Below are 22,526 nucleotides of genomic sequence, written 5' to 3' on the forward strand. Positions count from 1 at the left end.
TTCAAACATCCTAAATCAAACAATGAGAGTGTACCTTGTGAGGCCTCCGTGCTTAATGCATTTAGCAAAGTTGAAATTACACGCGATGATCTGTCTTAAAGCCTAATTTTAACTAACACTCTGCAAAGAGTTTCTCGCTGCTTACCACCATACTTTATTCCCTTTGAATGCCCCATTTATTCCTGAAGAACGCTGTAAATGATGCCTTGTATGGATGGCAGGGGAATCCCAGGATACAGTAAACCCTGCGACGGACGTGACGGCATCACTTATGAAAGCACTTGGCCACATTGAACCCATAACAACCGCTAAAATTTACTAAAAAGTGGGTTAAATTAGCGGCTCTATACGTCCACTACCTCTTTTAAGCGCTTTCTGCATCACTTCATAATCAATGTTTGAGCGCTTTTGTTCCGGCAGTTCGTCAGCTTTGTTAACGATATTCAGCAAGTCGCTTATGCTCGTTTCTTGTTCATTACGCGAAGTAAATGCCTGCAAGTACAGCAAGTGGTCGGCGTCCCAGCCAAGCTTGATCGGCTCATCGATAATATTGACCTGGGTACCGTTGGGTATTTGCTCAAATACGGCTTTAATATCGTCGGGGTGCATACGGATACAACCTCGACTGGCGCGCATGCCAATGCCATCTGGTTGGTTCGTGCCATGAATTAAATAACCAGGAATATCCAATAAGATGGCGTGCTGACCGAGGGGATTGTCGGGCCCTGGCGGAACAACGTCAGGCGGTGGGTCGCCGCGTTCAGCCGCTTCCTGACGAACGGATTCGGGAGGATACCAAGCGGGGTCCTCAAGGCGCATGGTGGTTTTGGTAATCCCCAATGGTGTATCGAATCCATCGCGGCCGATGCCAATGGGGTAGGTTTCGACGCGAGGTGTTTCTCCATCTTGCACCTCGGGATAGTAGTAAAGCCGCAGCTCCGCGATATTGATAACCACTCCTTTACGCTCTACATCCGGCAGTATGTGTTGCCCCGGAATCTGAACCTGCGTTCCTTTCCCAGGAACCCAAAGACTAGTGTCGGGATTGGCCCGTCGAATTTCCTCATATCCGACACCGTGTGCGTGAGCAATATCGAGCAAGGTATCCTCTTCGTTCTCTACTTGAACGGTATAGGCCTCACCCACGATATTGCCGGTTTCAGGCAATAGATAATGTCCTAGTGGCCGTGAGGTCTCGCCAAAAGCCGAAAATGAAACAAGCCACAATGCCACCATGAATACGCAGCGAAGCAGTCGACCACTGACTGCAGGTTTTACAAAGCAAGAGTTCATAAGAAACGTTACTCACTATACGACCAAAAGCTCATTAGGCATGATGAACATTAACTGTAAATGAAGCGTGGATGTGGATAATGGCGGCTTTTGGCATTACATAATGCTGTTTAGTTGTTGGTTTGGATGGTTTCGATCTATCGGCTGCAAAATGGGGCTGCCTCATATTAACTTCATCCCCTAATGGCATACTGCTGATAGAAACCATTTTCTATGACCTTGAGGAGTAAGTATGCGGGTATTACTGGTCGAGGATGATGCCCCGGTAGCGGCTGGCGTCGAAGCAGGATTGGCACTGAGCGGCTTTGTGGTTGATACCGTCACCACCTTGGATACTGCGAAAGGCGCGCTAGCCACCATTAACTACGATGCTGTTATTCTCGACCGTCGATTGCCCGATGGAGATGGTTTGACGTTATTGAAGCATTGGCGTCATGCGAGCGTGGCGACGCCAGTGCTGATGCTAACGGCTCGAGATGCGGTAGCGAGCCGCGTCGAGGGCCTTCAGGGAGGCGCAGACGACTATTTGATCAAGCCGTTTGATCTTGACGAGTTAACAGCCCGGCTCCAATCGTTATTACGCCGTACGGCAGGGCAAGTGGATCACGCCATTCGTCACGGCAGCCTGGCATTAGACCCCGTCACACGTAGCGTCACGTTGGATGGAGAACCCGTCGTCCTGTTGCGACGCGAGTTAATGCTGCTGGAAGCATTAATTCGAGCTCGCGGGCGAATTCTGAGCGCCGATCAATTGAAGGACTGCCTTTACGGTATTGATGATGAGATCGAAAGTAATGCGCTTAATGTGCACATCTACCAACTGCGTCGCAAGCTGGGACGCAACGTGATCGAAACCGTGAGAGGTTTGGGTTATCGACTTGGCAAATACAACAGTGATGCGACCTCATGAATCTGCGCTTACGTCTGGTTGCTACACTTGGAATTACTCTCGTGCTGCTATGGAGTATCACTGCCATATGGTCAATGCGTGACCTGTCGGCGCAGTTGGAAGAGTCTCTGGATCAGCGTCTGGCTCAATCGGCGCGAATGGTGGCTGGTTTGTTGGATCGCGTGCCAGCAACGTCTTGGAACGGTACAGAAGATGAAACGCCAACGATTCCTTCGCTGGATGGTATCGCTTGTCGAGTATCATCGCTTCGTGGTCAAGTGGTGGCGGGTACGCATCCGGAAATGAACGACGTGCTTGCCGTTGAGGCTGAGGGGTATCGGTATCGCGAGCACAACGGGCAGCGCTGGCGAGTTTACACGTTAGTTGATAACGACAAGCGTATTACGGTGGCTGATCGTCTGAAAGAGAGAGAAGCACTGCTGCTGCAGGTTCGCCGGGCCGCGCTTTACCCATTTCTACTGGCGCTGGTGGGCAGTCTTGTTGCGCTATGGTGGGGGGTAACACGAGGACTTGCGCCGCTTGCCAAGTTACAACAACGACTTATTCTGCGCGAACACAATGACCTTTCGGCACTACCTCTTCATGGATTGCCTGGTGAAATTCGCCCGCTGATCGATAGTTTCAATACGCTACTGGCACGAACGCGACGTATGCTTGAATTGGAGCAGCGCTTTACCGACGATGCTGCCCACGAACTTCGTACACCGTTAACTGCCGTTCGCACACATCTGCAAATCGCGAGGCGTGTTGACGGTCACCAGCAGTACGAAGCGATGCAGCAAGCTGAAGCTGGAGTAGATCGACTAACGAAAACGCTTGGTCAGCTTTTGCTATTGGCGCGAATGGAAAGTGAGGACATCACACGTGCCCGTCGTTCTGATCCTACTCCTCTTGGGGGGGCACTGGTGGCTGCGATGACAGAAACCGGTAGCCGTGATCATTGTCATTATCCCCAGGGCGTTAACCAAGTACATGTCGCCCTATCTGAGCCGCTTCTCGTGACGGTTCTACGCAACCTGCTCGAAAATGCGATGCGTCACGGCGCACTCGGTGCGCCGATAGAGATTTCCGTACAGGAATCAAAGGGAATGACAGTCATCGATATCACTAGTCAAGGTGAAACCATTGCTGCCGAACACCTCTCCCGACTGACGAAGCGCTTTCATCGGGGAGATCATCCTAAAGGTAGTGGCTTGGGTCTTTCGATCGTCGAGGCGATTGTCACCCGGGCAGGAGGCCGAGTGATGTTCGCATCTGGCAATGGTGTTGGGCTACGAGTGACGCTTCAATTGCCTTCGGGTTGAACCCGTTTAGATTAAGGTGAATCACTCCCCATAATGGCTCGAAGCTTATCGGGCGAGGGAGCACCCATCACACTGTGCACGTCACCGTTGTCATCCTGATAAAAGGTCGCTGGCGTTGCAAAGAGTTGGCCATCGCGCATTAGCTGGGTGTTTTCGCTAACCCACTGCTCGCTTTGGTCATCCCCTTGATTTTCGGGCATGGCATCGTTGCGGTAATGCTCAGCCAGCGCTTCGCCAGGATTATCCGCATCGAGTATCGCGGCTGCCTTTTCAGGGCTGTCTGCTTTGAGAATACCTACTATCAAATGACGAACCTGAACGTCGCCACTTTCAACCCAGGGTTGGGCGTCTTCCCACAGTTGGCGGCAGTAAGGACAGTTGGGGTCACTAAAGGTATATACGATACGGGGTGCCTCTTTATCGCCATCGCGCACCCAGTGTTGGCTATCCATTTCTTGCCATAACTCGGCGTTTCTTTGACCGTTGACGAGTTGCTCTAGCCGCTCAGCTGAAACGTCCTGGCCCTCGGCATTGATCAGTGTACCAACTAGCGCATGCTCGCCTCCCGAGGTAAGGTATGCCGCAATCGTCTGGCCACGAGCACTACCTGCATATCCAGTCAGCCCGTCCGGCGCATCGAATTCTCCATGAATCGTGAGACCTTGCTGTTCGAGCTCTTGAATAGGGGCGGGCCACTCAGCGGCAGTTGCAGGCAGACTTGTTGCCAGCGCAATGCTAGTCCCAAGCGTTAGTGTGAGGCGTAGTGGTGTCATACAGGCGTTGAAAGCGGCCATGTGTGTTGTCTCCAAAGTGAGGTGAGTTAGAGGTTGAAACGCGCTAGACTGCGATCGAGCGTGGCGCGAGACAGCTCTCCAAAGTGGGTGTCGATAAGCGTGCCATCGGCGTTGTAATAAAGCGTGGTGGGCATGGCCATGGCACCCACGTCATGGCCGAGCGCATTGTTCCGGTCGAGGTAGACATTATCGAGGGTGAGTGACTCTTGCTGTAAAAAGGCACTAACGGTGCTGAGGCTCTCGCCCTGATTGACGAACACGAACGTCACGTCGTCTCGCTCTTGTTGAGCCTGCTCAAATACAGGCATTTCGCGTCGACACGGCGGGCACCAACTGGCCCAAAGATTGACCACCATGGGGCGATCAGCTTCGCTTAGCATAGTGGGAAGAGTCACTTCGTCATGCTTAAGCGTGGTTAACGCCGTCGAAGGAATGCTAGCACCTTGAGATACCATCAGTGTCAGTGCCCCCGCCGTCAGCGACCAGGTCAGAGCCCCTGATATTACGGCTGTCCCGAGAGGGCCGCGCTCGTGAGGTTGGCGCCATAGCCGCCAAGCAAGGTAAACCAAGGCGACGACAAGGCCCGCTAGCGGCTCGAAGCCGCGATCGCGTATGTCAAACCACGACCAGAACGTATCGTAGCTTTCGCCATATTGAACGATGAAAACAAGTCGCGCCCCGATCACACCCAAGAGCATGGCATTGAAGATGCTATCGCCAACGTTGACCTTTCGACGGCGGCCTAGCCAGCCTCCGATGATCAGTGCGATAACTATCGAAAGCATCAGCAAAAGCTGCCCTACGCTCAGAGCTAACGGGCCGATAACGAGGCTGCGATCCAGGGGACTCATGAACCACCTCCAGTGGTACTGCTGCCGGTTTGTTTGGCCTGATCGAAGCGCTTCAGAAATGTGTCAGCGTCTAGTTCGCCGATAATGCGCGCACTGCGCCGCTCGTGCCCGTCAGAGCCGAACCACATTAGCGTTGGCGGCCCAACGATGCCGAAGTGCTCCATGATCTCCTTGTCAGATGCGTCGTAGTTAGTTACGTCGATGCTCAACCGTTGCACATTCTCCAGTTCGGCTTGAACAGTGGGGTCAGCGAAAACTTCCTGTTCGATCACCTTACAAGAGATGCACCAGTCGGCCGTAAATTCGACGAGCGTCATCTGGCCGCTAACCCCGGTTTGGTCAATACGGGCATCAAGCGTGGCTAGATCTTCAACCTCATCAAAGGTAAGCGGTTGCTCATTGTTTGACATCGAATCTGCTGTGTTTGAGCCTCCATTAGTTGATGTAAAAATCGCTAGCGGACGCCAAGGATCAGAGGCACCGCCGGCAGCGCCGATTAACATTAGCGCGCTCCATATGGCTATGCTTGCTGCACTGGCCGTCAAGACTTGAGACGTGATGCCACTAAGGCCTTCGTTCCGAGCAAGCGACATGAGGGCTATCGCAAAGCTAAGTGTTAGAGCGCCCCAAAGGCCGAGAACGATGGCATCAGGTATTACGCGAGCCACAAACCAAATCGCCATCCCCAGTAATACAAAGCCGAAAAGCGCTCTGATGCGAATCATCCAGGCACCCGGCTTAGGTAGAAGCTGGCTACCCACGGTGCCGATCAGGATGAGTGGTAGGCCCATTCCGAGTCCAAGCGATAACAGGGCTGCGCCGCCCAACCAGGGGTTGCCACTATCAGCAATGAACAGTAGCGCTCCCGCTAACGGCGCGGTCATGCAGGGACCCACCAGCAGTGCAGAGAGTACGCCCATGATGGCAACCCCTTTCAAGCGACCACCACGTTGACGCGACATGCCTGAATCAAGCCGCTGGCGAAGCGCTCTCGGCAGCTCTAATTCGAATAAGCCGAACATGGCCAAGGCGAGAACGATAAACAGTAGCGAGAACAGGCCGATAAACCAGACGTTCTGAAACAGCATCTGTAGATTGGCGCCTGCCATGGCAGCGGCCACGCCGAGTAACGCATAGGTGGCCGCCATGGGAAGGACGAAGGCAGTAGACATCACTAAGCCTGCCGCTCGGTGGCTCTCGCCCACCTCTCGTCGCCCCGCGATCAAGCTCGAAAGGATCGGTATCATCGGCAACACACAAGGCGTGAACGTCAGTAACAGCCCCATGCCGAAGAATGCCGCCAGCGTCCAGAACCAATTACCTCCGGCCAGTTGCGCCGCCAGTTGCTGGTCTTCTGCCATCGTAATTTCTGGGTCAGAAGTAGGGTTTTCTTCAAATGAGGATTCGTTCGTGGCATCCGATGGTTCATCGGTTTTGGATATGTCCTGGCCAGCAGACGCTAAGTCAAAGGTCTGTTCCTGAGGTGGATAGCAAAGGCCCGCATCGGCGCAGCCCTGCCAGCGAAGAGTAATTGTTTCAGCATTGCCAGGCTGGGTGATCATACTCAACGAATGACGATAAACCTCAGAGCGTCCAAAATACTCGTCCTCAATGGTTTCCCCGTCAGGGATATTCAGCGATAGCTCACGCCCATCGGCTTCAGCAGAAAAACGGTGGCGGTAAAGGTAGTAGTCGGGCTCGATTTGCCAATCAATCTCCAGAGATTCGCCATCATGGCTAAGTGTTGGCTTGAAGACTTGCTCTGGAGGAAGAACGCTCTCCTGCTGGCCAAAAAAAGATTGTGCAGTGGCTACTGTGGTAACGCTTAGCAACCCCAGTAATAGTACCCACTGCACCAGCCTAAAGCACATGGCCTCTTGTATCGGCCTGTTCATAGCTCGCATTTCCAGCACTCCTGATTCGATGCTGGATAGGATGGCTTATGGGGATTAACTGAAAATGAAGGTTTTCCTGCCTAGTGGCTTGGCTGGCGTACAGACGGCCCTACCTGATACTCGGGCAGTGACCGACGCACTGCTTTCAGCGGCCCGGAGCAGGGTCCCATGACGCCCTTCCCCGCCGTCAACGATGTTAGTTCAACACGAGAAGCGAGGTTACAGGATGGGTGCGAGTACAATTTTTGTGGTGCTGGCGGCGCTTTTCTGGGGGTTATCTGGCGGGATCGGCGGAATCCTTATAGCCGACGGTTGGGACGCGTTCGTGGTTTCCTTCTACCGGGTGCGATCGGACTACTGTGCGTCCTCATCTGGCTAATACTGCGTCCACACAGTAGTGGCCTGACAAAACGCCGGTTATGGTTCTGGTCAGTCATCGCCGGTGTCGGCGTAGGGGGTAACTTCTCGTTCTATTTCTTAAGCATTGCGCACGGTAGCGTTGCTGTTGCGGCTACATTGATGTACAGCGCCCCAGTCTTCGTATATCTCGTATCCTTCGCTCTAAGGCTCGAAAGTCCCACGCCGCTGAAGTGGGCCGCGATCGCAGTAGTGATTCTTGGTGTCGTATTGCTTACACTGATTTATGACGTCGGTGCGAGTGGCGTTACGGCGATGGGTGTAGGTGCTGGTCTGCTTGCCGGACTGTCCTACGCAATATTCATTTTCGGCTTCAAGTATGCGGCGCCACACGGTAGCCCGCAGGCTATTCTCTCTATCGCGCTTATGGTACTTGCCAGTATTCTTATCTGGCCGAGTGATGTTGGCCAGACGGTTGCTGTCCTGAGCACGCCGGATTGGCCGCTATTCGCAGTACTCGGTGTACTCGGCGCAGGTTTGTCTTTTGTTCTTTATATCATTGGTTTGAAACATACTGCCCCGGCCGTGGCCTCCGTTGTCGCAATGGTCGAACCGGTCACCGCGACGCTGTTCGGCGTCGTGGTGTTAAGCGAAACCCTGGTAGGGCCGCAAATTCTGGGTATGGGACTGATATTAGTCACAGTGACCGCGCTGAGCGTCTTTTCAAGCTCTGGACGGCCACCCTCCGGATAGAATCACTAGCTGGTTATCGTTCTGATCTAGGATCCAACGCTGTGATTACAGCTATCTGTAGGTATTGACGACTTGCGAAGGGTGAACAGAGAAAGGTAACGAGTTTTTTCTTGGCTTATTTGATATTTGCCTAACTAAATATTACAGAAGGCGCGGAGTAGCCAAACCGCTCAAACTACCCATTATATCAAAACTTACTAAATTTCCGCTATTGGCCGAAATCGGAATGCACGAACACCCCATGGTGCGCGTGCCACGCCCATCAGGAAAACCCGAAACCAAGTCGATCCCGCGCTTAGCTAATGAATACGATACTTTTGAGCGATGCCTTGCGCATCGAGACCAACGTGGCAGAGAGATCTGGGGAACACGCCGCTGGAAGGAGTTGTTGAGAGTAGAGGCACGCTCCGTCGCGCGTCATCGTGAACGGCCTGCTGGCCCGATAACGGGCGTTTACCATTACGAGCGTCCCACTGGGACAACACTCTGGGTAGCGGCTTGGTATGCGTTGATGCCCGGTGGTTCACGCAAAAAACGCAGCGCGCAGTTCAGTTTCGGTACGTCACGCACCCGCTATGCGACCTCAGAAGAAGCCATGCAGGCAGCGATTAAGCGGCGGCAAGAGGAAGAGGCGCGCTGGTACTGTGTCGTGGGTAAGCGCGATCAACGGCGCGTGAACCAATGACGTAAGGTTCCCGCTTCAAGGAGTGCCGATGGCTTTTCGTTTTCAACGTCGTATTTCGCTTGCGCCCGGCGTGCGCCTGAATATCAGCAAGCGTGGTGTGGGCCTTTCTGTCGGCCCGCGAGGTGCCAGTGTCAGCATGGGGCCACGAGGTATCCATGCGCATGCCGGACTTCCTGGAACAGGACTGGCCTATCGCACCCAGCTGTCGTCATCTCGGCGCGCTTCTTCAAAGGAGCAAGCAAGTGCCCCCTCAGCCCTAGAAACGCGCATTGGGCAAGGGGAGTCGCTGGGGCTTCAGCTGTCGGTTAAAAAAGACGGCAACGTGCGCTACCTATTTGAAGATGGCACTCCACTCAGCGACCAGGACGTACGTTGGCTGCGCCGTCATGCACGTGATGCTATTCGTGCACAGCTCAAGACACTCTGCGATGAATTAAACGCGGACATCGTGCGCTTAGGGCAGCTGCACCACGATACCCCATCTCCTCAATGCAGTGGCTACACCCCACGCCATTTTGCTGAGCCGGCACCCACTCCGCCCACGCCGGTGCCTCTTCCATGGTGGAAAGTGCTATGGCCACCGGCACGCCGTCAATATGAGGTCGATAACACACGTCGCCAGAAGCGGTTTAATGATGACTATCGTACCTGGGAGCACCGCAAAGCCGATTTTGATGCCGCCGAGTTTGCCCGACAACAGCGAGAAGAGCAGGGCGTGCCAAGACAACGTGATGACATGACGCTCACGCTTCAAGAACGCCTAGAAGAGATCGACTGGCCTCGCGAGACCGTGATCGATTTTGATTTGGGAAGCCATGACACCACGATGGCGCTGGATATTGACCTGCCCTCTGACGATGACATGCCGGATCGAGAATGGACGATGCCCGCCAAAGCGCTCAAGCTCACCCCAAAATCCCTGAGTGCCACACGACAGCGGAAACTGTACCGTGACCATGTCCACGGCATTGCCTTTCGTGTGCTTGGCGCCGTGTTTGTGCGTTTGCCCTCTGTTCAAGAAGCGCGGGTATCCGGATATCGCCAAGTGGTTGATCCCACCACGGGCGGTACCCGCGATCAGTACCTTTACAGTATCAAGGTCACCCGGGCACAGTGGAACCGTATCCACTTTGATCAGCTTGAAAAGGTCGACCCGGTGGCGGCGGTAGAAGCGTTTACACTCCGCCGTGACATGACCAAAACAGGCATTTTTCGGGACATTGATCCGTTTAAGCTCGTCTAAACCCTGGCTGAGGCATAATTCCAAGGCTTTTGTGTTTGACCAGAGATTCCTATTCAGTGGTAGTGACAACGGGCAGGCGTGAGCGGCGCTGACATGACAGCTCAACCGTTAATCGTGGGAGGGGGGATGAGCTCCACAAGTCAATATTTTCTAGTAAAATTTATGCTTTATGGTGGATAACTGCTATATGTTTGATAAGGATATCTTAGCAGGTGATTGCCATGAAATTGCTTGTCCGCCCAAGTCCGTTCATTAACGAGTCACTTGAGAGCTACATGCTCCGTCTATCGCAAGAGAATTTCTTCGAATACTATCAGCAGCTTAGTCGAGCGATAAAAGACTGGCTGCAGCTGCATGACCATGAAGCAGCAGGGGCGTTTCCAGAGGAGTTGAGCCGTTTAAATGTCTATCACGCGGCTCAGAGTAGTAGTCGACGCATCAGAGCGCTCAAGCTAGTGGAGTCGCTAACAGATAATGAAAAACTTCCGCTACTACACTTGGCAGTAATACATTCCAGCGAGAAATTTTGTTCGCGCTACACGAGTGTATTTTATGGTGGTACACACGTGCCCAGGGCGTTAGTTCGGCAAAAGAGTATACCTGTTTGCCCTGATTGCCTCAGTGAAGCTAACTACATTCGGCAAGAATGGCATTGGATGCCCTATGAAGCCTGTATTAATCATGGCAAACAGATGCTGCATGAGTGCCCAAAATGCGAAGAGAAATTAAATTATACCGACTCTGAATGCTTGCATACTTGTCGCTGTGGATTCGATCTTCGTAACGCTGACTCTGAGCCAGCAGACGAATGGCAGCTTATCGCCAGCCGCCTAGTAGTGGGTGAGCATTCGCCTTCAAGGCATCCTCTGCTAGACATCCGCTCAGTCAGTTTGCGCCTAGCGTGTCTGCTGTGGTACCAGCTATATGTACATAAAACGCTAGATGCCTGCGATCAGGTTTCCACTCGTACGATTGAACAAGCTATAGAGTATTTCACGCATTGGCCTGAAGTGTTTACAAAGGAACTAGAGGAGCAAGTTTCACTCTCAGGCGATAAGTTGATATGTGATTATAATAAAACCTCATTTCGCGATGTTTTTGGCAATATTGTCGGTATCTCGCGTCTTCTCTTGAAGGCTTATCCAGAAAACGATTTTGTCTTGACGCCATTAGAGAATTTTTTAGCACGATTGGTTGATCAGAATCCGCAAACACGTGTGCCAAACGTCGCGGACCTACTTATTAGTATGCCGGAAGCCGCGATCTTGCTTGGTACGTCATATGAGCAAGCGTACCGGCTTTATGAAGAAGGGTATCTTAAATGCGCGGTTAGATTGAAATCACATGAAAAGCTAGTGAATGGTATTGGAGTGTTTTATTTAAGAGAAGTAATGGAGCTGCGTCAATCACGAATGCCGATTGAGACAGGCGCTTACAATAACTATTTACCCGCGTGGTAACGTCATGTCTTTAAATACACTGTTGGAACTTGATGAGCCAAGCCGCTCAGAAGCAATTCGTAAAGCCTTTGCTCCCTACACGCCGCTGCTAGAGGTTTCTGAAGATGTTAACGCTGCTATTCTGGTGCTGCTTAACTTATCGCATAAGCGTCAGTACGCTCCCGATTTGTTGAATAAAAAAAGAGCAATTGAAACACTCAAAGATTGGCAGCATATAGAAAGCTGTGCGCAGGAAGTACAGTGGCTGCACTCACATAACCTAAAGTATCCTGATACACGTGTCGCACATCAAAGAATTTTAGTAAAGTCTGAGAAGCCCCCTAGTAGTGTCATTTCTTCATTTAATAGCGTGAGTCGTTTGGGCTGGTCACACAACTCAGCAGCTGTTAATAAAGCAAAGCTTTTTGGAGCTCAATTTATATTTAATGGTGTGACACACTGTTTAGCTACAGTCATTATAGATAATGAAGAAAGGTGGAAGGAAGAATTCAAGAAGCTTGGTATATCTGATGGTCAGTGGATTTACCTTCAGTCGCTTTTCGTGAAATATTTTACTGAAAATCTATTACCCTCTTATGTGGATAGATATTCTGTACAAGTGACATTTATCTACCAAGGAAAAGATGTAAGCATTACACCGGTCACTTCACATTCATTGTTGGCCGATATTCAAATTTCTCGCCGCAATAAAGCTGGGAGTTTTTCAACAATAAAACATTGGCACCCCTCAAGTGTTGGAGATTTAGCATCATCACTTGGAGGCAATATCTCCGCTCTTAATTATTCACCTCGCTTGCTATCTAATAGTTGCTATAAAAATGGGAAATTTTCTGAAAGCGTGTGTGTAGACTTTCATCACAGTTCTTTAAGAAGTCAATCGTTTATCCTGGCATGTAATGAAATTGTTGAAAGTAAAAGCTTGTTGGTAGCTAAGGAAAGGCGAGATCATAGGCGTTCTGCTATTAAGTTGCTGAGGCAGTCTTTATCTGAATGGCTATCCCCAGTTAGCTATTGGCGAAATGTAGGAGGGGAGGTACCTTCAGACCGGGAAAACAGCACTGCATTTCTTTTGATTTCTGCTCTTGACGAGGATTTACTTGAAGTCTTACCTGAGGTTAATAAAGAATTGCATAGTATTTTGGTAAGGTATCCCCAGACACAAAGTTTTGCTTATCATCCAGAGCTATTAATTCCTTTCAAGGCTCAGCTTAAGTCCTTGTTGATTGGGATGAAAATCAAAGAAGATGAACCCATGGCTGAAGAGCCATATCATTACCTTCACTTTAAAAACCTACATGTATTCGATGCACAGGCGCTATCTTGTCCCTATCTAGTGGGCTTGCCTTCACTGCTAGCAGTATGGGGAACCGTCTATAACTACCAGCTACGTTTACGAAAACTCCTTAAACGGAACATTGTCTTTGAAGGAGTTGCCTGGTTTTTGCGGCAGTATGAGCTTTCTTCGGGTGCCAAGATATCTGCCCCTTACCTACCACCAACGAAGCCAGGCGAGGCTCCTAAACGCGCAGGCCTGATTGATATGCGCTTTTGCGATTTACGCATGGATTTAGTTATTCGCTATCGTGTAGAGGATGGAGATGATACTCCGCTGGGAAATGACGAATTACCTATGTTGCAGTCTGCTTTCCCCGGAAGGTTCGCTGGGGGGACTATGCAGCCCCCGCCACTTCATGAAGAGTTGCAGTGGTGCCAAGCATACGCAGATGCGCACAGTTTATTGGCAGCCATATCGCTTCTGCCGGATGAAGGTCGCTGGGTTGTCGACTCAGAAAAACAGGTGCAACGCATTGAAAGCTTGGTGGCATGGTTGTCCAAGTACCCCAATCATTTACCTGCTACGAGTGGCTATCAGTTGCTTGAAGAACCTTGCTATCGGTCTGGTTCACACAGGGAGTGCCATGCTTATGCTGAGTCTGTGGTAGGTCTAACAGAGACGCTGTCACCGGCAAGCGTGAGGCTCAATGGTAAAGCTGACTTTCTTAAAAACGCATTCTGGAGGTTGAAAAGCCAGAACCTGACTATGCTGATGAAAAAAGCATAGGCAGGTCAGTATGATGAACTCTTTCAGGCATCTTAGCTATGAGCGCTCTCTCAACCCAGGTAAGGCGGTTTTTTATTACCGGACAGATTCGAGCGAATTTGAGCCGTTGCAAGCTGAAGTGACACGGTTTCGTGGCCCCAAGTCAACGTTTAGCGATGGTTATATGGCATCTGGAACTGCACGCGCAAAAGAAACAAGTGATTTAGGCTTTTCTAATCCTATTATGCTCGAAACGTGTTATGTACCACCTTTAGTCGATACGGTGTATTGTCGTTTTTCTTTACGCATCATTTCAAACAGTTTAGAACCAAATATCTGTGATAATGCAGAAGCAACAAAAGCATTGAGAGAATTTTCTGATACTTATAGAAGCTTGGGTGGATATCATGAGTTAGCAACCCGATATGCTAAAAATATTCTTTCAGCTGAGTGGCTTTGGAGAAATAAATTTGCAAGAGGAATAGCTGTTGAAGTTTCTACCTCAAGTTTAAAAAACTACTGTGTTAAAGACGTACAGTACAAAGAATGGGGTTCTTCTTGGGAAGGAGGTGACCTTAAATCATTAGAAGGACTAGCAGCCGAGCTTGAAGAAGCACTTTCTTGCCCACAAAAATTTCTTTTTGCTGATGTAACTGCCAAAATTAAAACAGAATTTTGCCAAGAAATATTCCCCAGTCAATTATTTGTTGAGAAAGATGATAGAGGCAACGGAAGTGCAGCGAGGCAGTTTATGAAAAGTACAATGAGTGATGGTCGTCAAGCAGTTAGCTTTGGTGCTTATAAAGTTGGAGCAGCAATTCAAAAAATTGATGACTGGTGGCTAGATGAAGGTGCTGAATACCCTTTAAGGGTGAGTGAATACGGTGCAGATCGTAGTCGGGTTTTAGCTATGCGTGAGCCGGTTACGAAAAAAGATTTTTACTCGCTGTTAAACGAAATTATAAGTATCACAGAGAAAATGATTGAAACCAGGCAGGCCAGCCCTAATGCACACTACTTGATGTCAGTGCTAGTGAAGGGCGGTATGTTTCAAAAAGGAATAAAGAAAGGTGAAAAATGAGATACTTTTTTTACATAAAATATCTAATGCCGTCAGCTAATCACGCATTTTTAGCAGGTAGATGTATTGCTTGCTTACATGGTCTTATGAGCGGCTCTAAGATAACAAGTTCGGGCATTGGTGTTTCGTTTCCATCATGGGCTACGGACTCAGTAGGGGACTCAATCGCTTTTGTGAGTAAAGATATTAATGCTTTGTCTTACTTATCATCAGTGCGGTATTTTAAGAATATGGTGGACGAAGAGTTTATTGAAGTTAGTGATATCAAAATGGTTCCTGCCATATCAGAAGAAGTTAGGTTTATTAGAAACCAGCATGTTGCTAAATCTTTCCCAGGCGAAATTAAGAGAAGGCTGATCCGCAGCAAAAAGCGGGCGGAAAAACGTGGCGAGACGTTCATGCCTAGTAGTGCCGTATCAGATCGCTTCGTTGATCACTGCCACGTAATTCCTATTGATAGCCGATCGTCAGGCCAACGCTTCCCGCTGTATGTGCAGCTTGAAGCACTTGGCGAAGAAAGCAAGTTTGATAGCTACAATAGTTACGGGCTTGCTACACAACATACATACCCTGGTTCTGTGCCAAGCCTTAAGCAGATTACCTAAATATTGTTAGAAAATATATTATGATACTTATCAATGGCCTGCCTGAATTACGCCAAAAAGGGTATTTTTAGCATTTTGTACTTATCTCGTTGATGTCTATATTTAAACTGCTAGCTAGGTCTAGTGAACCGCCGAATAGGCAGCTGAAAAAAACAAGAAAACCGTGCAGGGAAGCAACAGCAAATGAACCGCCGAATAGGCAGCTGAAAAAATGTACTGCTGTGATCTAGCCGGTGAGCCGCTGTGAACCGCCGAATAGGCAGCTGATATTAGGACTGGAAGCCAGCAACGGTAATGATACACACCGCCGCAAGGCAGTATTGGTTTTCAACCCTCCAAGATTTCTTGGAGGGTTTTTTGTGGTGCTAGGTGAAGGCTATTTCTGAAGATGAGTTGGTTTGCTCTTAGAGCACCAGCCTGGGTAATAATGAATACCCACCTTCACGCCACACCGCCACACTCCATAGCGAGGAGTAGACGCCGAACCCGTTTTGCTTCGATATCAGTGCCGCATAGCATGACAGGTGCCTGTCCTCCCAGCGCTTCGTTCGAACTAGACATCCAGTTGATCGTGGCCAGTTTGTCCTCGAATACTACCATCGCGAGGTGATTTAAGGTCGCAACCCTATCAAGACGTTCTGATGTCACTGAGCTCAGATTTTTTCCTTCACGTCTGCGGCGGTGAACCGCCGAGAGGGACACATTGAACAATGCCTTAACCTGCTTATCCTGTAGCTGAAAGGTCTCTTGCACTGTTAGCAATAACGTTGGTGAGAGGCCTTCCTGGATACTTTGTAAACGCTCAGACTCTTTACGCATCGCTTGGGCTGTGATGAACCGCCAGAACTCTGCTGTCCGTATTTCACGCTTATTATTCCTAGCTTTATGAGGCGAGATTGGTAGTTCTGGCATAAGTCGCCTCGTCAAGTGATGGTTATGAAACTTCACATGAAGCGGAGATGGATAACAGCACGGAGCGACTGTTTCTGTTTGAAGTGTAGTCTGTATCTCATGGTTGGTTATGCACGTGAACTATGTTTTTTGGCATCGGCACTGGATGGGGCTATGTCGAAATTTGCAGAGAATATAGACATGGCATCGTGGCCAGATCAGCCATATAACCAGTTCTTCTTTTGAGCGTTTATAGCTGAATTCAACGTAAGCCGTAAGGTGTCCATTTTAGTGGGATGCTCAGCAGTTTTGATCATGTGCTGCGGCCAAGAGCTGTTTATCAGGATGTTTTTTTATGACGTTATTTTGCTACCGGAGCAAACGATCGTTTTACTTTATGTCATTTAAAAGTGGAAAAGTTATGTCATTTTGCGGTGGAATTCCTGATGTAAGTGGCTGTTTTCTGGTTCTGGTTATGTCAGATTGAAGTGGAAACGACATCTGATTTTCCCTTCGATCCTGCCTCAGTTACGTGTCATAGCTTTATGTAGTTATCCTTCGAGAGCTGTGTTGCCATGTGCCTTCTATAAACATTATTCTGTAAAAAGCATAATGATCCACATGTTTCATGTTTGGATTTCTTTATACTATTAGGCACCCGCTACATTTAAACCACCGAAGTTGACATATCACGAAGATAGTCGCTGGTTTCCCTGGAGTCGTATCGACGACATGGTTACTTGGTATGCAGCCTCGCTTCTGCTTCATCTAAAGCAAGTGACTTATACTTCGCGCAAGCCTTTTTCAAGTCTAGCCTCCTACTCAGCAGGGACAGGCTCTTAAGCCTAGTGTCATTCAAGAATTGATATCAGGAATGCAAGATATTTGGAGAATATTCTTGATCTGTATCACCAAATGTACATTTTCCAGTTTCATGGTGGTTGTAAAGGTCAATAATGACATCAGTCGTTATCTTTTTTTCCTACTGAATAATTAGAGAATCAAGGAAGCTCTGTTGTGTCCTCCAAGCTGAAAAAAGTGTTATGGCGAATATTAATAATTGCCGGAGTTGTATTCATTGCCGGTGTGCTGGTATGGCTGGAGTTCCGACCCGATGGACTGGGTGATGGTTTTGTCAGCGGTAATGGAAGGATTGAAGCGACAGAAATCGATATCGCTACCAAGCAGGCGGGGCGCATCGAAGCAGTGTTTGTTGGCGAATGAGAGCAGGTCGAGCCGAATCAGCTTTTGGTGCGTATGGACACGAAGGTGCTAGAAGCCGAGCTGGGACAGGCCATGGCACAGGTTCGACAGGCCGAGAGCGCGACACGCACCGCCCAGGCACAAGTAGCTCAACGACAGAGCGAAAAAACGGCTGCCGATGCCACCGTTCTGCAACGGCAAGCCGAGCTAACGGCGGCTCAAAAGCGTTATGAAAGAACTCTGGCATTGGTCGCTCGCAATGCTTTGTCAAGGCAGCAACTCGACGATGACTTAGCCCGCTTGGAGAGTACCGAAGCCGCGTTGGCGGCAGCGCGTGCGGGTGTACTCGCTGCCGTGGCGGCTATTGAGGCAGCCGATTCACAGGTCATTGAGTCACAGGCGGCCATTGAGGCGGCGAGCGCCACGGTGGACAAATTAGAGGCAGATCTTGAAGACAGCCAGCTGCGCAGTGACCGGGTGGCTAGGGTTCAGTATCGTGTCGCTCAGCCCGGTGAAGTGCTGTCAGCGGGGGGCGTGGTACTCAATCTCATCGATCTGACCGATGTGTATATGACCTTTTTCCTGCCCGAGCGTCAAGCCGGGCGTGTTGCGCTGGGTGCTGACGTGCACTTGGTGCTAGATGCAGCACCTCAGTATGTGATCCCGGCTAACGTCAGCTACGTCTCCAGCGTGGCCCAATTCACGCCCAAGACCGTGGAAACGGCTAGCGAACGTGAAAAGTTAATGTTTCGAGTTAAGGCTCGTATCGACCCTGCGCTACTTGAACAGCATCTGGATCAAGTCAAAACCGGTTTGCCGGGCATGGCCTATCTCAAGCTTGATGATACGCTCGATTGGCCCGAAGAACTGAAGGTCAATGTGACGCCATGATCCCTGATAAACCTGTGGTACAGCTTGAAGGTGTCAGCTTGCGCTATGGTTCAGTGCATGCCTTATCTGGCCTAAATTTGGCCATCCCCGCTGGCAGTATGGTGGGATTGATCGGACCCGATGGCGTGGGTAAGTCCAGTCTGATGGCCCTGATCGCCGGTGCCAGGAAAATTCAGCAGGGTAAAGTTGTCGTGTTAGGCGGTGACATGGCAGAAGGGCGACATCGCAAACAGGTGTGCTGGCGGATTGCCTATATGCCTCAGGGGTTGGGAAAGAACCTCTATCCCACTCTGACAGTCTTTGAAAACCTCGATTTCTTCGGCCGACTATTCGGTCTGGATCGCCGGAACCGGCATAGTCGTATTGCCGAACTTGTGCACAGTACTGGGCTGGTTGGGTTCACGGAACGTCCTGTCGGCAAGCTCTCCGGCGGAATGAAACAGAAACTGGGGCTATGTTGTGCGCTGATCCACGATCCCGACCTATTGATACTCGATGAACCCACCACTGGCGTCGATCCTTTGTCACGCGCCCAGTTCTGGGAACTGATTGGTAGGATACGGGGCAAGCGCCCAGGTATGAGCGTACTAGTTGCCACTGCCTATATGGAGGAGGCTCGAAGTTTCGACTGGTTGGTGGTCATGAATGAGGGACAGGTACTGAATACTGGCTCGCCCCACGATCTGCTGGCAGCGACGGAAAGCGCAACGCTTGAGGAAGCTTTTATCAGGTTATTAACCAAGACTAAACGGCGCAGGCATCGAGACTTCAAGATAACGCCGCGTCAACCTGATGCCAATATAGCCATTGAGGCCCATGGACTTACCAAGCGGTTCGGCGATTTCGTCGCCGTGGATCACGCTGACTTTTGTATCGAACGCGGTGAAATATTTGGTTTCCTGGGATCTAATGGCTGTGGAAAGACCACCACGATGAAGATGCTCACTGGGCTACTATCCGCCAGTGAAGGAAAGGCATTGCTATTCGATAAGCCCGTCGATCCACGCGATATCGCTACGCGCCGTCGGGTGGGCTACATGTCCCAGGGTTTTTCTCTCTATACGGAACTGACGCTTCGTCAGAATCTTGAATTGCATGCGCACCTGTTTCATCTTCCTAAGGCTGAGCGCTCCCTTCGCGTGAGGGAGATGCTGGATCGTTTTGACCTCACAGCAGTGGCTGACAAATTACCGACAGCGCTTCCCCTAGGTGTGCGCCAGCGGCTGTCGTTGGCGGTGGCTGTTATTCACCGTCCTGAGTTATTGATTCTCGACGAACCCACCTCTGGAGTGGATCCGATTGCACGCGATGATTTCTGGCTGCTGTTAGGGCAGATCTCCCGTGGAGAGAGAGTGACGATCTTCATCTCCACCCACTTCATGAACGAGGCAATGCGCTGCGACCGAATTGCCCTGATGCATGCAGGGCGCGTATTAGCCACCGACACCCCTGCGGGGCTACTAGCGTCGCGTGGCTTACCCACACTAGAAGCTACCTTTATGGCGTACCTGAAGGAGGCTAGCAAGATAGATGAAGCCGAGCCCGAAAAGCCGACAACTACCTCTCTAAAACCGCACCCGTCGACCCGGTCAGGCGGGCTGACCGTTAGCCTGCGTCGTTTGTTCAGCTATACCCACCGAGAGACCCTGGAGCTACGTCGCGATCCGATACGCGCCACGCTGGCGCTGCTGGGTAGTCTGATCCTAATGTTTATCATGGGATATGGCATCAATATGGATGTCGAACATCTGACCTATGCCGTGCTCGATCGTGACCAGACCACTACCAGCCAAGCGTATACTCTCAATCTAACGGGATCGCGTTATTTCACCGAGAAGTTTCCTCTGACCGACTACACCGATGTACAGCAACGTCTACGCAGCGGCGACATTAGCCTGGCGGTGGAAATTCCGCCAGGGTTTGGCCGCGATCTCAAGCGTGGCAATGTGCCCAAAGTTGCTTACTGGGTCGACGGATCCATGCCGGTCAGGGCCGATACCATCAAAGGGTATGTGGAGGGGATTCATGCTGAGACCGTAGCTCGTTTGAGTGAAAGTGCTGGAACCTCTTCTCCTGTCGAGATTGCCATTCGCTACCGCTACAATCCCGATGTTAGAAGCCTGCCAGCCATGGCCCCGGCGATGATCCCGTTACTGCTCATGCTGATACCGGCGATGCTTACTGCACTGGGAATCGTTCGTGAGAAAGAGCTCGGTTCTATTATCAATCTTTACGTCACGCCGGTTTCTCGGTTGGAATTTCTGCTTGGCAAGCAGTTGCCCTACATAATGCTGGCGATGATCAATTTCGCCACCTTAGTGACGTTCGCCGTTCTGGCCTTTGGCGTCCCAGTGAAGGGGAGCCTGCTGACATTGAGCCTAGGAGCGCTGCTCTATGTCGCCTGTTCCACGGGGATGGGATTGTTGATGTCATCGGTTCTGCATAGTCAGATTGCCGCTATCTTCGGTACCGCCATCGCTACACTGGTGCCTGCGATCCAGTTTTCGGGGCTACTCTCTCCGGTTTCTGCGCTGCAAGGGGGGGCGGCTGTCATTGGACATATCTACCCCACTAGCCATTTTCTGATTATCAGTCGAGGCGTGTTTTCCAAAGCGCTTAGTTTGGGAGATTTGACACCGTATTTTCTGGCCCTGCTGATTACTATCCCCGTACTGACGTTGTTTAGTGTTTTGGGGCTTAGGAAGCAGGAGCGCTGACATGGCCAGGTTTGCCAATATTCTGCAACTGGGTATCAAGGAAATACGCAGCCTGTATCGCGACCCGGCTCTGATGTTACTGATCGTTTACTCGTTTACTTTGGGGATCTACCTGAGTGCCACTGGCGAGCCGGAGGCGCCGTTCCGGGCTAGCGTAGCCATCGTCGACGAGGATCGATCTCAGGCATCCTTGCGTATTGTTAATGCCTTTCAACTTCCCTATTTTTTGCCGCCCGAATTTATCGATATTGGCCAGATGGATCGCGGCATGGATGCGGGGCGTTATACCTTTACACTTAATATTCCTCCTAACTTTCAGCGTGATCTGCTGGCCGCTCGACAGCCGACCATTCAGTTGAATGTCGATGCTACCCAGATCAGCCAGGCATTCACGGGAGCTGGGCATATCCAGCGGATTATCAGTGGTGAGGTGGCCGATTTCATCGGAGCATACCAGCAATCATCACCGGGCCGCATTGAGGCAGTGGTTCGTGCTGAATTCAACGCTAATCTCAACCGAAGTTGGTTCGGCGCCATTAATGAAGCTATCAATCAAATCACCATGTTGTCGATTATCCTGACAGGAGCAGCGTTGATCCGTGAACGAGAGCACGGCACCATTGAGCATTTGTTGGTCATGCCGGTCACCTCGTTCGAGATCATGTTGGCCAAGGTCTGGTCGATGGGGTTGGTCGTGCTGCTGGCTTCGGTCTTCGCACTACGCATTATCGTCGAGGGTTGGCTGCAAGTACCTCTTCGCGGCTCGCAGATGCTCTATCTTTTCGGCGCCACGCTACTGCTGTTCGCGACCACATCGATGGGGATTTTTCTGGGTACGATGGCGCGCTCAATGCCGCAATTGGGGCTATTAATCATTCTGGTACTGATTCCCCTGCAGATTCTCTCGGGCGGGATGACACCGCGTGAAAGCATGCCAGATCTAGTGCAGCGCATTATGTTCGTCGCCCCGACCACTCACTTTGTCGAGCTTGCTCAGGCCATTCTCTTTCGTGGCGCCGGATTGGGAATTGTCTGGCCGCATTTGTTGGCGCTGGCCATCATTGGAAGCGTGTTCTTCTTTGGCGCCCTGGTAAGACTTAGAAAAGCACAAGAATGATTCAGCCAGCTACTTTCGGCGCGTTGTTTATGGCCGAACAAACCCTGGAGCAGGGGGGCAACGGCAACATAAATCAATGCAGCATTCATCAATCCCATAAGTGGTCATGGACTAGCGACTTAATGGAAGGGCAGTCCAGCCGCTCTGAGCCGTCCTTTTAGTCGCTCAATCTCCTCAAACAAGTCGGCGACCAGAGCGGCTAGCTCTGGGACAGCATCGAAATCGTACTCCATTTGGCGAAGGCGGCGAGCCCGAATAAGATCGTGGCTGGTGAATCGCCATTGAGAGACGTAGTGAGTGCCATCGCCGAGCATGCCGCTCTCGACCCGCTCTTTCACCCATTGCCTTTCTACGGCGCATGCATGCGCGAACTCTTCCAGTGTAAGGGTAGTTTCGTCGAGTATTTCACCATTGACTATGTTGTTTTCAACCATG

18 protein-coding genes and 1 pseudogene are annotated in these 22,526 nt (G+C 50.7%); 13 read left to right on the plus strand and 6 right to left on the minus strand.

All coding sequences use genetic code 11. The features are described 5' to 3' along the window. Positions 1–330: 330 nt before the first annotated feature. Positions 331–1,236, minus strand: coding sequence for a L,D-transpeptidase family protein (locus RO22_RS11765; RefSeq protein WP_041158489.1), 906 nt, complete (start codon positions 1,234–1,236; stop codon positions 331–333). A gap of 289 nt (positions 1,237–1,525) precedes the next feature. Here RO22_RS11765 and RO22_RS11770 point away from each other — a divergent pair, with 289 nt between their 5' ends. Together RO22_RS11770 and RO22_RS11775 are read left to right on the plus strand one after the other, a co-directional pair. Beyond that, a complete protein-coding gene (locus RO22_RS11770; protein ID WP_041158404.1) occupies positions 1,526–2,203 on the plus strand; it encodes a response regulator in 678 nt (225 codons plus the stop codon). Then, positions 2,200–3,507 (plus strand): ATP-binding protein, encoded by a 1,308-nt coding sequence (locus RO22_RS11775; protein WP_041158405.1) that lies wholly within the window; start codon positions 2,200–2,202, stop codon positions 3,505–3,507. The genes RO22_RS11770 and RO22_RS11775 overlap by 4 nt, the downstream gene beginning before the upstream one ends. Before the next feature lie 11 nt (positions 3,508–3,518). Here RO22_RS11775 and dsbG read toward each other — a convergent pair whose 3' ends face one another. From dsbG to dsbD, 3 genes are read right to left on the minus strand one after another with little or no spacing between them, the layout of a single operon-like run. Continuing rightward, entirely contained in the window at positions 3,519–4,301 is a 783-nt protein-coding gene (gene dsbG, locus RO22_RS11780; protein ID WP_052475614.1) for a thiol:disulfide interchange protein DsbG, read from the minus strand. Positions 4,302–4,327: 26 nt separating this feature from the next. Next, a complete protein-coding gene (locus tag RO22_RS11785; protein ID WP_041158406.1) occupies positions 4,328–5,152 on the minus strand; it encodes a TlpA disulfide reductase family protein in 825 nt (274 codons plus the stop codon). Next, a complete protein-coding gene (dsbD, locus tag RO22_RS11790; protein WP_235270499.1) occupies positions 5,149–7,056 on the minus strand; it encodes a protein-disulfide reductase DsbD in 1,908 nt (635 codons plus the stop codon). Before dsbD ends, RO22_RS11785 begins: the two co-directional genes overlap by 4 nt. Before the next feature lie 217 nt (positions 7,057–7,273). Between dsbD and RO22_RS11795 the strand changes: the two are divergent. From RO22_RS11795 to cas6f, 7 genes and pseudogenes are all read left to right on the plus strand, one after another. Beyond that, positions 7,274–8,157, plus strand: a pseudogene (locus RO22_RS11795) (DMT family transporter). 226 nt (positions 8,158–8,383) lie between these two features. After that, the gene (locus RO22_RS11800; RefSeq protein ID WP_235270500.1) at positions 8,384–8,842 is read left to right on the plus strand and encodes a hypothetical protein; all 459 of its coding nucleotides are present in this window, start codon (positions 8,384–8,386) and stop codon (positions 8,840–8,842) included. 28 nt (positions 8,843–8,870) lie between these two features. Beyond that, entirely contained in the window at positions 8,871–10,085 is a 1,215-nt protein-coding gene (locus RO22_RS11805) for a DUF4236 domain-containing protein (protein ID WP_041158408.1), read from the plus strand. 221 nt (positions 10,086–10,306) lie between these two features. Next, positions 10,307–11,545: a TniQ family protein gene (locus RO22_RS11810; RefSeq protein WP_052475616.1), complete on the plus strand. Its 1,239-nt coding sequence runs from the start codon at positions 10,307–10,309 to the stop codon at positions 11,543–11,545. 4 nt (positions 11,546–11,549) lie between these two features. After that, positions 11,550–13,607, plus strand: a complete 2,058-nt coding sequence (locus tag RO22_RS11815) for a hypothetical protein (RefSeq protein ID WP_041158409.1) — start codon at positions 11,550–11,552, stop codon at positions 13,605–13,607. 10 nt (positions 13,608–13,617) lie between these two features. After that, on the plus strand, positions 13,618–14,667 hold the full coding sequence (gene csy3 / locus RO22_RS11820; RefSeq protein WP_041158410.1) for a type I-F CRISPR-associated protein Csy3: 1,050 nt from the start codon (positions 13,618–13,620) through the stop codon (positions 14,665–14,667). After that, positions 14,664–15,272, plus strand: coding sequence for a type I-F CRISPR-associated endoribonuclease Cas6/Csy4 (cas6f, locus tag RO22_RS11825; protein ID WP_041158411.1), 609 nt, complete (start codon positions 14,664–14,666; stop codon positions 15,270–15,272). Before csy3 ends, cas6f begins: the two co-directional genes overlap by 4 nt. Before the next feature lie 441 nt (positions 15,273–15,713). On the opposite strand, the gene RO22_RS11830 is transcribed toward cas6f, so the two are convergent. Then, entirely contained in the window at positions 15,714–16,184 is a 471-nt protein-coding gene (locus RO22_RS11830; protein WP_041158412.1) for an antitoxin Xre/MbcA/ParS toxin-binding domain-containing protein, read from the minus strand. Positions 16,185–17,180: 996 nt separating this feature from the next. Between RO22_RS11830 and RO22_RS25315 the strand changes: the two genes are divergently transcribed. The 4 genes from RO22_RS25315 to RO22_RS11845 all read left to right on the plus strand — a co-directional run bounded on the left by RO22_RS25315 (position 17,181) and on the right by RO22_RS11845 (position 22,091). Next, entirely contained in the window at positions 17,181–17,387 is a 207-nt protein-coding gene (locus RO22_RS25315) for a hypothetical protein (protein ID WP_235270501.1), read from the plus strand. 72 nt (positions 17,388–17,459) lie between these two features. Further along, complete coding sequence (locus RO22_RS11835) at positions 17,460–18,257, plus strand: HlyD family efflux transporter periplasmic adaptor subunit (RefSeq protein WP_235270502.1); 798 nt, start codon at positions 17,460–17,462, stop codon at positions 18,255–18,257. Next, on the plus strand, positions 18,254–20,974 hold the full coding sequence (gene rbbA, locus RO22_RS11840) for a ribosome-associated ATPase/putative transporter RbbA (RefSeq protein WP_041158413.1): 2,721 nt from the start codon (positions 18,254–18,256) through the stop codon (positions 20,972–20,974). Before RO22_RS11835 ends, rbbA begins: the two co-directional genes overlap by 4 nt. Position 20,975: 1 nt before the next feature. Continuing rightward, a complete protein-coding gene (locus tag RO22_RS11845) occupies positions 20,976–22,091 on the plus strand; it encodes an ABC transporter permease (protein WP_041158414.1) in 1,116 nt (371 codons plus the stop codon). 119 nt (positions 22,092–22,210) lie between these two features. On the opposite strand, the gene RO22_RS11850 is transcribed toward RO22_RS11845, so the two are convergent. Next, positions 22,211–22,525, minus strand: a complete 315-nt coding sequence (locus tag RO22_RS11850; protein WP_039858314.1) for a chaperone modulator CbpM — start codon at positions 22,523–22,525, stop codon at positions 22,211–22,213. Between the last annotated feature and the right edge of the window lies 1 nt (position 22,526).

It is taken from the genome of Halomonas sp. KHS3 (assembly GCF_000830495.1).
In the GTDB taxonomy this organism is placed as follows: domain Bacteria; phylum Pseudomonadota; class Gammaproteobacteria; order Pseudomonadales; family Halomonadaceae; genus Vreelandella; species Vreelandella titanicae.

Excerpts from the sequence above, each read along its gene's own strand:
- RO22_RS11765 (WP_041158489.1), bottom strand. The coding sequence starts at position 1,236 with ATGGTGGCATTGTGGCTTGTTTCATTTTCGGCTTTTGGCGAGACCTCA.
- RO22_RS11770 (WP_041158404.1), top strand. The coding sequence starts at position 1,526 with ATGCGGGTATTACTGGTCGAGGATGATGCCCCGGTAGCGGCTGGCGTC.
- RO22_RS11775 (WP_041158405.1), top strand. The coding sequence starts at position 2,200 with ATGAATCTGCGCTTACGTCTGGTTGCTACACTTGGAATTACTCTCGTG.
- dsbG (WP_052475614.1), bottom strand. The coding sequence starts at position 4,301 with ATGGCCGCTTTCAACGCCTGTATGACACCACTACGCCTCACACTAACG.
- RO22_RS11785 (WP_041158406.1), bottom strand. The coding sequence starts at position 5,152 with ATGAGTCCCCTGGATCGCAGCCTCGTTATCGGCCCGTTAGCTCTGAGC.
- dsbD (WP_235270499.1), bottom strand. The coding sequence starts at position 7,056 with ATGCGAGCTATGAACAGGCCGATACAAGAGGCCATGTGCTTTAGGCTG.
- RO22_RS11800 (WP_235270500.1), top strand. The coding sequence starts at position 8,384 with ATGCACGAACACCCCATGGTGCGCGTGCCACGCCCATCAGGAAAACCC.
- RO22_RS11805 (WP_041158408.1), top strand. The coding sequence starts at position 8,871 with ATGGCTTTTCGTTTTCAACGTCGTATTTCGCTTGCGCCCGGCGTGCGC.
- RO22_RS11810 (WP_052475616.1), top strand. The coding sequence starts at position 10,307 with ATGAAATTGCTTGTCCGCCCAAGTCCGTTCATTAACGAGTCACTTGAG.
- RO22_RS11815 (WP_041158409.1), top strand. The coding sequence starts at position 11,550 with ATGTCTTTAAATACACTGTTGGAACTTGATGAGCCAAGCCGCTCAGAA.
- csy3 (WP_041158410.1), top strand. The coding sequence starts at position 13,618 with ATGATGAACTCTTTCAGGCATCTTAGCTATGAGCGCTCTCTCAACCCA.
- cas6f (WP_041158411.1), top strand. The coding sequence starts at position 14,664 with ATGAGATACTTTTTTTACATAAAATATCTAATGCCGTCAGCTAATCAC.
- RO22_RS11830 (WP_041158412.1), bottom strand. The coding sequence starts at position 16,184 with ATGCCAGAACTACCAATCTCGCCTCATAAAGCTAGGAATAATAAGCGT.
- RO22_RS11835 (WP_235270502.1), top strand. The coding sequence starts at position 17,460 with ATGGCACAGGTTCGACAGGCCGAGAGCGCGACACGCACCGCCCAGGCA.
- rbbA (WP_041158413.1), top strand. The coding sequence starts at position 18,254 with ATGATCCCTGATAAACCTGTGGTACAGCTTGAAGGTGTCAGCTTGCGC.
- RO22_RS11845 (WP_041158414.1), top strand. The coding sequence starts at position 20,976 with ATGGCCAGGTTTGCCAATATTCTGCAACTGGGTATCAAGGAAATACGC.
- RO22_RS11850 (WP_039858314.1), bottom strand. The coding sequence starts at position 22,525 with ATGGTTGAAAACAACATAGTCAATGGTGAAATACTCGACGAAACTACC.